We start from the raw sequence: 14,003 nt of genomic DNA on the forward strand, positions 1-14,003 counted from the left end.
AGTTGACTAAATTACCATACTATACTAGGGGCAGGGCCGGCGCTTTCGCCCGCCGGGCCGACCAGAGAATTTCCGTCATGCAGAACAACGACATGCCTCGCCAGCTCTGGCCCGAAGAGCTGGCCGCGCGTTACCGCGAAAAGGGCTACTGGCAGGGCGAGACCTTCGGCCGGATGCTGCGCGACCGCGCTGCCGCCCATGGCAGCCGGCTGGCGGTGGTCGATGGCGACACCCGCTGGACCTATGCCGAGCTGCTGGACCGGGCGGAGGCGGCGGCGGGCGGCCTCCTGTCGCTCGGCCTGCAACCGGGCGACCGGGTGATCCTGCAACTCCCCAACATCGCCGCCTTCTTCCCCGCCGTCTTCGGCCTGTTCCTGGCCGGCCTGCTGCCGGTCTTCGCCCTGCCCGCGCACCGGCAGTCCGAGCTGATCCACCTTGCCCGCAAGGCGCGCGCGAAGGCGCTGGTGCAGGCCGACCGGCACGAGGGCTTCGACTACCGCCCGCTGGCGTTGGCGGTGCAGGCCGAAGCACCCGAGCTGCGGCATCTGGTGGTGGTGGGCGAGCCCGGACCGGGGATGCTGGCTTTCGGCGACCTCCGCCCCGGCCCCGCCCTGCCGCCCGATCCCGATCCGCAGTCGGTGGCCTTCCTGCAGATCTCCGGCGGCTCCACCGGCCTGCCGAAGCTGATCCCGCGCACCCATGACGACTACATCTACAGCTGCCGCGCCAGCGCCGAAATCTGCGGGCTGGGGCCGGAGTCGGTGTTCCTGGCGGCGCTGCCGGTGGCGCACAACTTCACCATGAGTTCCCCGGGCGTCTTCGGCACCCTCCATGCCGGCGGGCGGGTGGTGCTGTGCCCCAATCCCTCGCCCGAGACCGCCTTCGCCCTGATCGCACGGGAAGGCGTCACCATCACCGGGGTGGTGCCGCCGCTGGCGCTCTTGTGGATGCAGGCCGCGCCGAAGACCCGGCACGACCTGTCCAGCCTGAAGGTCCTTCAGGTCGGCGGCGCCAAGTTCATCCCGGAGGCCGCGGCGCGGGTGCGCCCGACCCTGGGCTGCACCCTGCAGCAGGTCTTCGGCATGGCCGAGGGACTGGTGAACTACACCCGCCTGGACGAACCGGAGGGGATCATCGTCTCCACCCAGGGCCGGCCGATCAGCCCGGACGACGAAATCCTGATCCTCGACGACGCCGGCAATCCGGTGGCGGAGGGCGAGCCCGGCCACCTGCTGACCCGCGGTCCCTACACCATCCGCGCCTATCACGACGACCCCGCCGCCAATGCCCGCAGCTTCACCGAGGACGGCTTCTACCGCACCGGCGACATCGTGCGGCTTCTGCCCGGCGGCCACCTCTCGGTGCAGGGCCGGGCGGGCGACCACATCAACCGGGCGGGCGAGAAGATCTCGGCCGAGGAGATCGAGGACCACCTGCTGGCGCATCCCGCGGTTTTCGACGCCGCCGTGGTCTCGATCCCCGACCCGTTCCTGGGCGAACGCAGCTGCGCCTTCGTCCGCAGCCGCGGGCTGGCCGAGTTCAAGGTGCCCGACGAGGTGGTCTTCGTGACCGGATTCGCCACCACCGCCGTCGGCAAGGTCAGCCGCAACCAGCTGCGCGCCGACCTGCGCGCGCGCTATCTGAACGAAGGAAAACCCGCATGATGACGCTCGACCGGATGCGCGCCGACGTGGCCCGGCTGATCGACCTGGAGCCGGAAGAGGTGGCCGACGACGCCAATCTTGCCGACCTGGGGCTGGATTCGATGCGGCTGATGCAGTTGGCGATGGGCTGGGAACAGGCCGGGCTGGCGGTGGATTTCGGGGTCCTGGCCGAATATTCCACCCTGGGCGACTGGTGGCGCGAGATCGTCGCGCCGCAGGTCCGGGCCTGATGGGCGCCGATGCCGCCGTCGCCCTGCGCCCGCTGACCGAGGCGCAGGAGGGGCTGTGGTATTTCCAGGCGCTCGACCCGTCGAACCCGATCCTGAACACCGGGCAATATCTGGACCTCACCGGCCCGGTGGACCTGCCCGCGCTGCGCGAGGCGCTGGCGCGGACGCTGGCCGAGACCGAGGCGCTGCGGCTGCGCTTCGCCGCCACGGCGGAGGGGCCTCGGCAATGGCTGTCGGGCGAATTGCCGCCGGTGGCGGAACTGGACCTGCGCGGCCACCCGCAGACCGAAGCCGAGGCGCTGCGCTGGATGCAGGCGGACAGCGCCCACCCGGCCGATCTGGCCGCCGGGCCGGTGGCGGGCTTCGCGCTGATCCTGCTGCCCGGCGGGCGGGTGCTGGTCTACGAGCGCATCCACCACCTCGCCATCGACGGCTACGGCATGGTGCTGCTGACCGACCGCATCGGCGCGCATTACGGCCACCTGACCGGCCAATCCGCGGCACCGCTGCCCTTCCCGCCGCTGTCCCGCGCCGACGAGGAGGACGCCGCCTGGCGCGCCTCGCCCCGGCGGGCGGAGGACGGCGCCTGGTGGAAGGCCGAACTGGCCGGCCTGCCCGAGGTGGCAAGCCCCGGCACGCTGGCCGGTGAGCGCGCCATCAGCGCCGCCGCCTTCCACCGCGAAAGCCTCTGGCTGCCCGAGGCGCTGGCCGCCCGGCTGGCGGCGTTTTCCGAAGCGCATGGCCTCGCCTGGCCCGAGGTGCTGACCGGGCTGGCCGGGGCTTGGCTGGCGCGCTGGTCGGGCGGCGAGACGGTGATCGGGATGCCCTTCATGGCCCGGATGGGCCGCCGGATCGCCCGGCTGCCCTGCATGGCGATGAACGTCTTGCCGCTGCACCTGCACCCCGACGAGGAGGCCCCGCTGGCCGACTGGCTGCGCGCGGCCGCGGCGAAGATGCGCGAGGCGCGGCGGCACGGGCTTTACCGTTCGGAACAGCTGCGCCGCGACCTCGGGCTGGTCGGGGGGACCCGGCGGCTCTACGGGCCGCTGGTGAACGTGCAGCCCTTCGACCGGCCGCCGGTCTTCCCGGGGCTGGAGGTGCGGCTCAACATCCTGGGCGCCGGGGCGGTGGACGACCTGACCTTCACCTTCCGCGGCGATCCGCAGGCGGGCCTGCTGTTCGAGACCGACGCCAATCCTGCGCTCTATACGGCCGAGGACGTGGCGGCGCATTCCGCCCGGCTGGTCGCCTTCCTCGACGCCGCGCTGGCGGCCGGACGGCTGGCCGAGGTGCCGACCGCCTCGCCCGCCGACCTCGCCGCGCAGGCGGCGCAGGCACGGGCAACAGTGCATCCGCTGCCCGAGACCACGCTGGTCGAGATGATCGCCGGAAAGCTGGCGGACCACCCCGACGCCCCGGCGCTGACCTATGGCGGAACCACGCTGACCCGGGCCGAAGTGGACCGCCGCTCTGCCGCACTGGCCGGGGCGCTGGCGGCACGCGGGGCGGGGCCGGGCAGGATCGTCGCCGTTGCGCTGGAGCGCGGGCTGGAGCTGCCCGTCGCCCTGCTGGCCGCGATGCGCGTCGGCGCGGCCTATCTGCCGCTGGACCCCGACCACCCGCCCGAGCGGCTGGCCCGCATCCTGGCCATGGCGCAGCCGGTGGTCCTGCTGACCTCCGCCGAGCTGCGGGGCCGCTTCCCGGCCGATGCCCCCGCCTTCCTGCCCGAGGACTGGCCCACAGCCGGCGAGGCCCCCGCAGGACCCGCCCCGGACGACATGGCCTATGTCATCTACACCTCCGGCTCCACCGGAGAGCCGAAGGGCGTGGTGATCGAGCAGCGCGCCATCGTCAACCGGCTGTGGTGGATGCGCGACCATTACCGCATCGGCCCCGGCGACCGCATCCTGCAGAAGACCCCCGCCACCTTCGACGTCTCGGTCTGGGAGTTCTTCCTGCCCTTCCTCTCCGGCGCCGAGCTGGTGATGGCGCCGCCCGGCGCGCACCGCGACCCGGCGGCGCTGGCCGGGCTGATCCGCCGCCACGGCATCACCGTGCTGCATTTCGTGCCCTCGATGCTGTCGGCCTTCCTCGCCGCGCCCGAGTCCAAAGGGCTGCCGATCCCCCATGTCTTCTGCTCGGGCGAGGAGCTGACGCCCGACCAGCGCAACCGCTTCCATGCCCGCCTCCGCGGCGGGCTGCACAACCTCTACGGCCCGACCGAGGCGGCGGTGGATGTCAGCTTCTGGGAGGCAGGGCCGGACGACCGCTCCAGCCCGCTGCCGATCGGCTGGCCGGTGTGGAACACCCGGCTGGAGGTGCTGGACGACCGGATGCGGCCGGTGCCCCCGGGCCTGCCGGGGCGGCTGTTCCTCGGCGGCGTGCAGCTGGCGCGCGGCTACCTTGGCCGCGACGACCTGACCGCGGCGCGCTTCGTCGCCGATCCGTCACGGCCGGGCGAAAGGCTCTACGACACCGGCGACCTGGCGCGGCTGCGGCCGGACGGGGCGGTGGTCTACCTCGGCCGCCTGGACCATCAGGTGAAGATCCGGGGCTTGCGGATCGAACTGGGCGAGATCGAGGCGGCGATCATGGCGACCGGCCTCGCCCGCGAATGCGTGGTGCTGGCGCGCGAGGACCATGCCGGCGAGAAGCGGCTGGTGGCCTATCTGGTGCCGGCGGGGGATCATGTTCCCGGTGCGCTGGCGGCCCGGCTGGCGAAGGTGCTGCCGGCCTATATGGTGCCGGCGGCCGAGGTGGCGCTGCCGGCGCTGCCGGTGACGGCCAACGGCAAGCTGGACCGCAAGGCCCTGCCCGCGCCGGAGTTCCGCGCCAGCGGACGGCCGGCGGACGGCGCCGGGGAGAAGCTGCTGGCCCGGCTCTATGCCGAGGTGCTGCATCTGGATGCGCCGCCGCCGGCCGAGGCGGATTTCTTCGGCCTGGGCGGCGATTCCCTGTCGGCGGTGCGGCTGGGGCTGCGCATCGCGCAGGAGACCGGGCAGGACCCCGGCCTTGGCGCGATCTTCGAAACGCCGGTGCTGGAGCATCTGGCGGCACGGCTGGCCGCCGGCGCCGCGCCCTCGAACGGCGCCGGGCCGCTGCTCCTGCTGGCCGAGGGCGACCCGGATGCGCCGCCGCTGGTGCTGATCCACCCGGCGGGCGGGCTGGCCTGGGGCTACCGCGGGCTGGCGCGGGCGCTCGGCGGCGCGCGGCGGGTCTGGGGCCTGCAACATCCGGGCCTTGCCGCCGACGCGCCGATGCCGGCCAGCCTGGAGGCGCTGGCGCAAGACTATGCCGCCCGCGTGGCCGGGATCGCGCCCGAACGGGTGCATCTGGCCGGCTGGTCGGTGGGCGGCATCCTCGCGCAGGCCGTCGCGGTGCAGCTGGCGGCGGCGGGGCGCCCGCCCGGCATGGTCGCATTGCTGGACAGCTACCCCGCCGAGGCCTGGCGGGCCGAGCCCGAGCCCGACCCGGTGGCGGCGCTGCGGGCGCTCTTGGCCATCGCCGGCCACGACCCCGAGGCGCACCGCGACCTCGACACCCGGGCCAAGGTGGTGGCCTTCCTGCGCGCGGGCGACACCGCCATGGGTGCGCTGCCCGAGGCGCTGCTGGACGGAGTGGTGCGGGTGGTGACCGACACCAACCGGCTGGTGCGCGGCCATGTCCACCGCCGCTATCCCGGCCCTCTGACCCATGTCCGCGCCGGGCTGGACCACGGCGGCCGGCCGCTTTCGGCGGCGATGTGGGCGCCCCATGCCGAAAAGGTGGAAGAGCTTTCGGTGCCCTTCCTGCACCCGCAGATGACCTCGCCCGCCGCGGTGGCGCTGATCGCGCCGATACTGGCGCAGCGGATGGGCTGAGCCTCAGGCCGCGGCGAAGGGCAGCGCCAGCGGGAAAGACCCGGCCAGCGTCTCGATATGGACCAGCCCGGGCAGGACATGGACCTGCGGCCGCAGCCCCGGATGGCGGGCCAGATCGGCGACGAAGTCCATCGTCGCCGGCGCCGGCCCGTCCGGCGGCGGCCCCCCGGTCCCCGAGCGTTTCTCGCGGTCGCCAAGCGCCACCAGCAGCGGCGGCGGGTCCTGCACCGGGGCCGCGGCGGCGGCGACGCGGCGGATCAGCGGCTCGTCCCACCAGATCGACGGGCTGATCGCGGCATGGCGGGCAAAGGCCCCGGGCCGCGCCAGCGCGGTGTAAAGCGTGAAGAGCCCGCCGAAGGAATGGCCCCAGAGCGTCCGCCGCGCCGGATCGACCGCGATCCCTTCTTCCGCCGCTTCCCGCAGCGGCCCGGTCAGCCGGTCGAGGAACTGCGCCGCCCCGCCCGCCATCCGGCCGGGATGCACCGGATCGGGCCGGATGCCGTCGCCGGGCCCATCGGGCGGGGTGAAGTCCAGCGTCCGCCGCTCGCGCGCGAACTGGCGGTCGGTGTCGTAGCCGACGCCCGCCAGCACCAGCCCCGGCACCATCGCCAGATGCCCGGGCGTCAGGAAGTCGAAGGCGGCGTTGCCGTCGAGCAGATAGAGAATCGGCCATCCCCCGGCCGGCGGCTTTCCCCGCGGCACGGCCAGGAACAGCCGGTGGCCGGGGCCGACGGGCACAACTTTCTGTGACAGCTCATGGCTGGCCGGCGCATGGTCGAAGATCGCCAGCGTCGCCGCCCTGCGCGCATGGTCGGACCCCGCCCGTCCGGTTCCGGTCATTCCGTCCCGCTCCCCGCCGCCGAAATTCGGCAGGCTGATTGGTTGACAAATCCTGTCAACATTATAGGACCTCGGCTGGTTGAAGCCAGACCGGATTGCCCGGCCAAGCCCCGAGACAAACCGCATTCTGGGAGATCACCATGATCCATCACGCAGCTTCCCGTCTTTCCCCGATCCTCGGCGCGACCGCAATCGCATGGGCGCTGGCTGCCCTTCCGGCGGCGGCGGACACGCTGTTCACCGCGACCTCGGACGGTTTCGTCGGCTCCGTCGACGCCAGCGCCGCCGCGCAGGGCACCCCGGCCGTGGCCGGCAGCAAGGCCGTCGTCTCGGGCGAGGGTCTGGTGCCCGGGCAGGAAATCACCCTGATGCGCGGCACCACGGTGCTGAATCCCGAGGGACCGCTGGTGGTGGACGCCGAGGGCAAGTTCAGCTTCGAGGTCGAGATCGACGCCGAGGCGCTGACCGGCCTGCAACCCATCGTGGTGATCGGCGAGAAGCCGGCGGCGGCGACGGTGGCCGAGCTGAAGATCTCGCCGGTGGTGCCGCTGTCGGGGGCCGAGACCTATGCGATCACCAGCGAGAAGGTGACGCGCGGCCTCTACCAGGTGATCTACAGCCCGGCCAATGACGCCGTCTTCGTCACCTCTGCCGTGGGCCGCCCGCCGGTCAAGGAATCGACGGTGACCAGGATCGACCCGGCGACGCTGGCGGTGGTGGCGCAGGTCAACCCGCCCGCCGCCCCGGCGCGCGACGACGGCTCGGACGGCGGCGTCTTCGCCGCCTATGGCGTGGCGGTGGACGATACGAACGGCAACGTCTGGGTGACCAACACCCGGCAGAACACCATCGCGGTCTATGCCCAGGCCGACCTTGCGCTGGTCAAGCAGTTCGAGCCGGGCGCGGTGCAGCATTCCCGCGACGTGGTGGTGGACGAGGCCAACGGCCGCGCCTATGCCAGCGCCACCGGCACCGGCAACATCGAGGTCTTCGACACCAAGACGCTGGAGCAGCTTGAGCCGATCGTGATCAAGTCGGGCAAGCGCGGCGGCGAGTTCTCGGCGATGTCGCTGGACCTCGACCCCAAGGGCGGCAAGCTGGTGACCGTCAGCATCGCCACCGACGAGGCGGCGCTGGTCGACCTTGCCACCGGCGAGGTCAAGGTGGTGCCGCTGCCGGGCGCCAGGGCGGCCTCGGGCGTGGCCTACGACCCGGTGGAGGGGCTGATCTTCGTCACCTCGCAGGCGACCGACAACCTGCTGATCGTCAAGGCCGAGGACGGCACCGTGCTGCATGACGTGGAAACCGGCGCCGGCGCGCTGAACGTGGCCTTCGAGCCGGTCAGCCGCACCGCCTTCGTCGCCAACCGCGGCTCGGGCACCATCACCGTGGTGGACACCTCGGGCAAGATCGTCGCCAACCTCGACTCCGGCAGCCTGCCCAACCAGCTGCGCGCCGACGGCAAGGGCAATGTCTGGGCGGTGAACAAGTCGCGGGGCGAGGACGATCCCGATGGCGACCGCATCTGGAAGATCGCGCCCGCCGCCGCCGGCAACTGATCCGCTGCCGCAGGGGGCGGTTGCCGCCCCCTGCCCCCTTTGCAGGCCCCTGCCATGTCCTTTCCCCTCCGTTCCCTTCTCCTCGCGCTGGCGCTGGCCCTGCCGGCGCTGCCCGCGCAGGCCGAGATCCGGGTGACCGACATCACCGGCCGCGAGGTGGTGCTGGAGGCCCCGGCGCAGCGCATCATCCTGGGCGAGGCGCGGCACATGGCGGTGCTCGGCCTCCTGACCGACGATCCGGTGGCGCTGGTGGCGGGCTGGCGGCAGGACAAGGCGCTGGACCCGCCGACGCTGGAAGCCTGGCGCGCCCGCTTCCCCGCCATCGACGCCATCGCCCCGGTGGGCGCCGGCAACCGCGACATCTCGGCCGAGACCGTGATCGCCTTGCAACCCGACCTGGTGGTGCTGTCGCTGATGGACCGCGGCGACGCCGGGATGGAGCGCGCGCGGGAACAGATCGAGGCGGCGGGGATTCCGGTGGCCTATGTCGATTTCTTCTCCCATCCGCTGGAGAACTCGATCCCCAGCCTGCGCCTCCTCGGCGCGCTGACCGGGACCGGGGACAGGGCCGAGGACTTCGCCGCCTTCTACGACGCCCGGCTGCAGCGCATCCGCGACCGGCTGGCCGATCCGGCGATCCCGCGGCCGCGGGTGTTCTTCCACGTCCATGCCGCCCCCACCGGCTGCTGCTCCACCGTGGGCGGCGGCGTCTTCGCCGATTTCATCGAGACGGCGGGCGGCACCAACATCGGCGCCGAGGCGGTGGATGCGGTGCTGGGCAACGTCAGCCTGGAATTCCTGATCGCCGCCGACCCCGATTTCTACATCGCCACCGGCGGCCGCCACATGGCCGCGCGCGGCGGGCTGGTCCTCGGCACCGGCATCGGCCCCGAGGAGGCGCAGGCCAGCTTCGACGCGCTGGTCGCCGCCCCCGGCTTCGCCTCGCTGCGGGCGGTGGAAAGCGGCCAGGCCGGCGGGGTCTGGCATCTCTTCAACGACACCCCGGCCCATATCGCGCTGATCGAGCATCTGGCGAAGACCTTCCACCCCGACCTCTTCGCCGACCTCGACCCGCAGGCGACGCTGGACGAGATCGACCGCCGCTTCCTGCCGGTCCCGGTGCCCGGAACCTGGTGGATCGGGGCAGAGCGCTGAGCCGATGACCTCCGCCGAAGCCACCCTGACGCGCTATCGCAGCCGCAACCGCCGCCGCGCCCTTCTGGTCGCGGCGCTGGCCGTGGCGGCGCTGCTGGCGGCGCTGGTCGATCTGGTCACCGGCCCCTCGGGCCTGCCGCTGGCCGAGACGCTGCGGGCGCTGGCGGGCGGCGAGGTCGCGCGCGGGACCGCGGTCATCGTCTGGGAGGTGCGGCTGCCGGTGGCGCTGATGGCGCTGCTGGTCGGCGCGGCGCTGGCGCTGGCCGGGGCCGAGATGCAGACCGTGCTGGAAAACCCGCTAGCCGAGCCCTTCACCCTGGGCGTCTCCGCCGCCGCCGCGCTGGGGGCGGCGACCGCGATCATCCTGGGGCTGAAGCTGCCCTTCCTGCCGCCGGAATGGAGCGTCTCGGTCAATGCCTTCGCCTTCGCACTGGGGGCGCTTGGCCTGTTGCAGCTGATGTCGGGCCTCCGCGGCGGCGGGTCCGAGGTGGTGATCCTGTTCGGCATCGCGCTGAACTTCACCGCGGGGGCCTTCGTCTCGCTGCTGCAATTCATCGCCTCGGCCGATGCGTTGCAGCAACTGGTGTTCTGGACCATGGGCAGCCTTGCCGCCGTCCGCTGGGGCGGGCTTCTGATGATGGCGCTGGTGCTGGCGGCGGTGGCGCCCTTCGCCTTCCGTGCCTCCTGGCGGCTGACCGCGCTGCGGCTGGGCGAGGAACAGGCGCGCAGCTTCGGCGTCGATGTCGAGCGGCTGCGCCGCTGGGCGCTGGTGCGGGTCAGCCTGCTGGCGGCGGCGGCGGTGTCGATGGTTGGCGTGATCGGCTTCGTCGGGCTGGCCGGGCCGCACATGGCGCGGATGGTCGTCGGCGAGGAGCACCGCTTCTTCCTGCCCGCCAGCCTGCTGATGGGGGCGGTGCTGATGTCGCTGGCCTCGGTCGCCTCCAAGCTCCTGGTGCCGGGGGTGCTGCTGCCGGTGGGCCTTGTCACCTCGCTGATCGGGCTGCCGGTGTTCTTCTGGCTGATCCTGCGCGGAAGGCGGCGGGGATGAGCGGGCTTTCCGTCGCCTCCGTCACGGTCGCCTACGGCGCGCGGCAGGTGCTGTCCGGGCTGAGCCTGCCCGACCTTTCCCCCGGCGAGGTGACGGTGATCGCCGGGCCGAACGCCGCCGGCAAGTCCACCCTGCTGCGCGCCATCGCCCAGCTGGCGCCCTATTGCGGCCTGATCCGGCTGGGGGGCACCGATCTGGCCGCCATCGGCGCGGCGCAACGGTCGCGGCTGGTCGGCTTCATGCCGCAAAGCCTGCCGGGCGGGGCCGGGCTGATCGTGCTGGAAACCGTGATCGCCGCCCTGCGCGCCGGCGGCGGGGCCTCCCCCTCCGGGGTGGAGACCACCGCCATGGCCGTGCTGGAGCGGCTGGGGATCGGCGCGCTGGCGCTGGAGCCGCTGGACCAGCTATCGGGCGGGCAGCGGCAGATGGTGGGGCTGGCGCAGGCCATCGTCCGCGACCCGCGGCTGCTGCTCCTGGACGAGCCGACCAGCGCGCTGGACCTTGCCCGGCAGGTCCGGCTGCTGGCCGAGTTGCGGCGGATCGCGGCCGAGGGGCGGGTGGTGCTGGCGGTGCTGCACGACCTGACGCTGGCCGCCCGCTGGGCCGACCGCATCGCCGTGCTGCACGGCCGGCGGCTGCACAGCTTCGGCGCACCTTCCGAGGTGCTGACCCCCGCGATGCTGGCCGAGGTCTATGGCGTCGACGCCCGGGTCGAGCGCGGCTCGCGCGGGGACCTGATGATCCAGATCGACGGGGAGACCGCCGATGCGCGCTGAGGGTGCCCCGGAGACCGCAGCCATGCAGGACGGCATGGTGCTGCGGCTTCCCGCCGGGCAGGGCCGCCTCGCCCGGCTGAGCCGCGGGCTGGCGCGGGTGGAAATCGCCGTCGGCGCCGCGTTGGTCGCGGCGATCTTCGCGTTGATGCTGGCCAATGCCGCTTCGCGCGGCTTCGGCCGGCCGCTGGTCTGGACCGACGAGCTGGCGGTGCATCTGATGGTCTGGCTGGCCTTCATCGGCGGCTCGGCCGCAGTCGCCGTCAAGGGCCACATGGTCATGGGCCTGCTGCCCGAGACCCTGTCGCCCCGCGCCGCCGCCCGGCTGGCGCTCGGGACCGACCTCCTGGTGCTGCTGTTCCTGATCGCCATGGCGGCGGTGGTCTGGCGCTGGCTGGACCTGCCCGGCCTGATCCGCGCCGGATCGGGCGTGGCGCTGGCGCAGGAGAGCTTCAACTTCATCTACACTGACCCGACTCTGACGCTGGGCCTGCGCAAGATCTGGTTCTGGCTGGTGATGCCGGTGACCCTGCTGACCGCCATGATCCATGCGCTGGCCGCCATCGCCGAGGACCTGACCCGCCTGCGGGGGGATGCGCCATGATCGCCGGCCTGTCCTTCGGCACCCTGTTGGCGGTGGGGGCGCCGATCAGCTTCATCCTGATCGCCTGCGCGCTGATCCTGATCGTCGAAAGCGGCGACACCGTGCTGTTGCAGGGCCTGCCGCAGCAGCTTTTTGCCGGGATCGAGAGCTACAGCCTGCTGGCGCTGCCGCTGTTCATCCTGCTGGGAGAGCTGATGGGCGCGGGCGGCATCGGGCGGCGGCTTCTCGGCCTCGCCATGGCGGTGATGCTGCCGGTGCGGGCGGGGCTGGCCTATGTCAACCTGACCGCCAACCTGATGATGGCCTCGATCCTCGGCTCCACCGTGGCGCAGCTGACGGTGATGTCGCGGCTGGCGGTGCCGGAGATGGAGCGCGCCGGCTATCCCCGCGACCTCTCCACCGCGGTGACGGCGGCGGGCGGGCTCTTGGCGCCGGTGCTGCCGCCGTCGATGAACCTGATCGTCTTCGCCGCGGTGGCGCAGCTGCCGGTGGCCGACATCTTCAAGGCCGCGGTGCTGCCCGGGCTGGCGCTTACGCTTGCCTTCGCCGGCGTGATCGGCTGGCTGGGCTGGCGGCACAACCTGCCGGTGGTCGCCCGGCAGGACCGGCAGGCGCGGCTTGCCGCCATGATCGACGCCCTGCCCGCGCTGCTGGTGCCGCTGGTCGCCGTGGGCACCATCCTCGGCGGCATCGCCACGCCGACCGAGGCCGCGGCGATGGCCTCCTTGGCGGCGATCCTGGTCGGGCGGTTCTGCTACCGCGAACTGACGCTGGCCGACCTGCCCGCCGCGCTGGCGCGGACGGCGCTGACCTCGGGCGCGGTGCTCTATCTGGTGGCGGGGGCGCAGCTTCTGGGCTGGGTGATGACCTTCGGCAACCTGCCCATGCAGGTCGCGCAGGCGATCGAAGGCATGGCCGGGTCGCCGCTGATGTTCCTGATCCTGCTGAACCTGCTGCTCCTGGCCCTCGGCACGGTGCTGGAGCCGATCCCGGCGATCATCCTGACCGCGCCGGTGCTGCTGCCGGTGGCCGAGGGGGTCTACGGCATCGACCCGCTGGTCTTCGGCGTGATCCTGTGCCTGAACCTCGCGCTCGGTCTGCTGACCCCTCCGGTCGGCGCCGGGCTCTACACCGCCTCGCTGATGACGGGGGTGGGCGCGGGACGGCTGTCGCGCCTGCTGATGCCGTTCTTCGCCGCGGTGATCGCCGTTCTGGCGGGCATGACCCTGATCGAGGGCATGCGCGCAACCATGGGAGGATGAGATGAGGAACACTTTCGCCGCGGCCCTGCGCCGCGCGGCGGCCTGCGCCGGTCTGGCGGTGCTGGCCCTGTCCGGCACGGCCCAGGCCGAGGCTTTGCGGATCGGCCTGATCACGCCGCCGCCGCACCGCTGGACCATCGGTGCCAACGACCTGGCCGGGAAGCTGGCCGAGGAAAGCGGCGGGCGGCTGACGTTGAACGTCTTCCCCTCGGGCCAGCTGGGGTCCGAGGCGCAGATGCTGCAACAGTTGCAGGCCGGGGCGCTGGACATGGCCTTCCTGACGGTCGGGGAACTGGCCAACCGCGACGCCGATTTCGGCATCCTGGTCGCGCCCTATCTGGTGCCCGACGCCGAAACCGCGGCGAAGCTGCTGGAGGGGCCGACCGCAGCCGCCCTGCAGGAGAAGCTGGGCGCCCTGGGGCTGAAGGGCCTGGGCTACGGCATGGCCGGGATGCGGATCGTCATCCTGTCGCAGCCGCTGGCCGAGGGCGGCACCGTGGCGGGCCGCAAGATCCGCACCGTGCCGCTGGCGCAGGAGCTGGACTTCTGGACCCGCGCCGGCGCTGCGCCCACGCCGCTGCCGCTGCCGGAACTGTTCGACGCCTATACCAACGGCCAGATCGACGGGATGCAGATCGATCTGGAAGGCACCTTCAACAACCGCTTCCACGACTATTCGGCGGCGGTGCTGGACAGCCGGCACATGATCTTCCCGATGGTGGCGGTGTTCTCGGCCCGCAAGTGGCAGGCGCTGTCCGAGGAGGACCGCGCCCTGATCTCCCGGCTGGTCGGGGACGAGACCGCGGCGATCCGCGCCGCCTATCCGGCGATCGACGCCGACTACCGGGCGAAACTGGTCGAGTCCGGGGCGCCGGTGGTCACCGTGGGACCCGAGGTCTTCGGCGATGCGGTGGAAAGCTGGTATGCGGAATGGCGGGTGAAGACCCCGCTGCTGCTGGAGCTGGAAAAGGAGGCCGCAGCGCTGCGGAAGTGACCGGGCATCGCCCC

General features: G+C 72.5%; 11 protein-coding genes. 10 read left to right on the plus strand and 1 reads right to left on the minus strand.

Going from position 1 to position 14,003, the window contains the following annotated elements; genetic code table 11:
* Nucleotides 1–77: 77 nt before the first annotated feature.
* Genes G5B31_RS10155 through G5B31_RS10165 form a run of 3 tightly spaced genes read left to right on the plus strand, consistent with a single transcriptional unit; the run spans nucleotide 78 to nucleotide 5,754 of the window.
* Nucleotides 78–1,664, plus strand: a complete 1,587-nt coding sequence (locus G5B31_RS10155) for a (2,3-dihydroxybenzoyl)adenylate synthase (protein ID WP_205911872.1) — start codon at nucleotides 78–80, stop codon at nucleotides 1,662–1,664.
* The gene (locus G5B31_RS10160) at nucleotides 1,661–1,894 is read left to right on the plus strand and encodes a phosphopantetheine-binding protein (RefSeq protein WP_205911873.1); all 234 of its coding nucleotides are present in this window, start codon (nucleotides 1,661–1,663) and stop codon (nucleotides 1,892–1,894) included. The genes G5B31_RS10155 and G5B31_RS10160 overlap by 4 nt, the downstream gene beginning before the upstream one ends.
* Nucleotides 1,894–5,754, plus strand: coding sequence for a non-ribosomal peptide synthetase (locus tag G5B31_RS10165; RefSeq protein ID WP_165016858.1), 3,861 nt, complete (start codon nucleotides 1,894–1,896; stop codon nucleotides 5,752–5,754). Before G5B31_RS10160 ends, G5B31_RS10165 begins: the two co-directional genes overlap by 1 nt.
* A gap of 3 nt (nucleotides 5,755–5,757) precedes the next feature.
* Here G5B31_RS10165 and G5B31_RS10170 read toward each other — a convergent pair whose 3' ends face one another.
* A complete protein-coding gene (locus G5B31_RS10170; protein ID WP_165016861.1) occupies nucleotides 5,758–6,594 on the minus strand; it encodes an alpha/beta hydrolase in 837 nt (278 codons plus the stop codon).
* A gap of 140 nt (nucleotides 6,595–6,734) precedes the next feature.
* Here G5B31_RS10170 and G5B31_RS10175 point away from each other — a divergent pair, with 140 nt between their 5' ends.
* From G5B31_RS10175 to G5B31_RS10205, 7 genes are read left to right on the plus strand one after another with little or no spacing between them, the layout of a single operon-like run.
* Nucleotides 6,735–8,153 (plus strand): YncE family protein, encoded by a 1,419-nt coding sequence (locus G5B31_RS10175; RefSeq protein ID WP_165016864.1) that lies wholly within the window; start codon nucleotides 6,735–6,737, stop codon nucleotides 8,151–8,153.
* A gap of 54 nt (nucleotides 8,154–8,207) precedes the next feature.
* Nucleotides 8,208–9,308 carry an ABC transporter substrate-binding protein gene (locus tag G5B31_RS10180; RefSeq protein WP_165016867.1) on the plus strand — a complete coding sequence of 367 codons (1,101 nt, stop codon included), beginning with the start codon at nucleotides 8,208–8,210 and terminating at the stop codon, nucleotides 9,306–9,308.
* A 4-nt stretch (nucleotides 9,309–9,312) separates the two neighbouring features.
* The gene (locus G5B31_RS10185) at nucleotides 9,313–10,356 is read left to right on the plus strand and encodes an iron ABC transporter permease (RefSeq protein WP_165016870.1); all 1,044 of its coding nucleotides are present in this window, start codon (nucleotides 9,313–9,315) and stop codon (nucleotides 10,354–10,356) included.
* A complete protein-coding gene (locus G5B31_RS10190) occupies nucleotides 10,353–11,132 on the plus strand; it encodes an ABC transporter ATP-binding protein (RefSeq protein ID WP_165016873.1) in 780 nt (259 codons plus the stop codon). The genes G5B31_RS10185 and G5B31_RS10190 overlap by 4 nt, the downstream gene beginning before the upstream one ends.
* On the plus strand, nucleotides 11,122–11,733 hold the full coding sequence (locus G5B31_RS10195; RefSeq protein ID WP_165016877.1) for a TRAP transporter small permease: 612 nt from the start codon (nucleotides 11,122–11,124) through the stop codon (nucleotides 11,731–11,733). The genes G5B31_RS10190 and G5B31_RS10195 overlap by 11 nt, the downstream gene beginning before the upstream one ends.
* Nucleotides 11,730–12,995: a TRAP transporter large permease gene (locus G5B31_RS10200; protein WP_165016880.1), complete on the plus strand. Its 1,266-nt coding sequence runs from the start codon at nucleotides 11,730–11,732 to the stop codon at nucleotides 12,993–12,995. The genes G5B31_RS10195 and G5B31_RS10200 overlap by 4 nt, the downstream gene beginning before the upstream one ends.
* 1 nt (nucleotide 12,996) lies before the next feature.
* Nucleotides 12,997–13,989, plus strand: a complete 993-nt coding sequence (locus G5B31_RS10205) for a TRAP transporter substrate-binding protein (protein WP_165016883.1) — start codon at nucleotides 12,997–12,999, stop codon at nucleotides 13,987–13,989.
* Nucleotides 13,990–14,003 lie beyond the last annotated feature (14 nt).

Source organism: Rhodobacter sp. SGA-6-6, from assembly GCF_011043545.1.
Classification (GTDB): Bacteria; Pseudomonadota; Alphaproteobacteria; order Rhodobacterales; family Rhodobacteraceae; genus Pseudogemmobacter.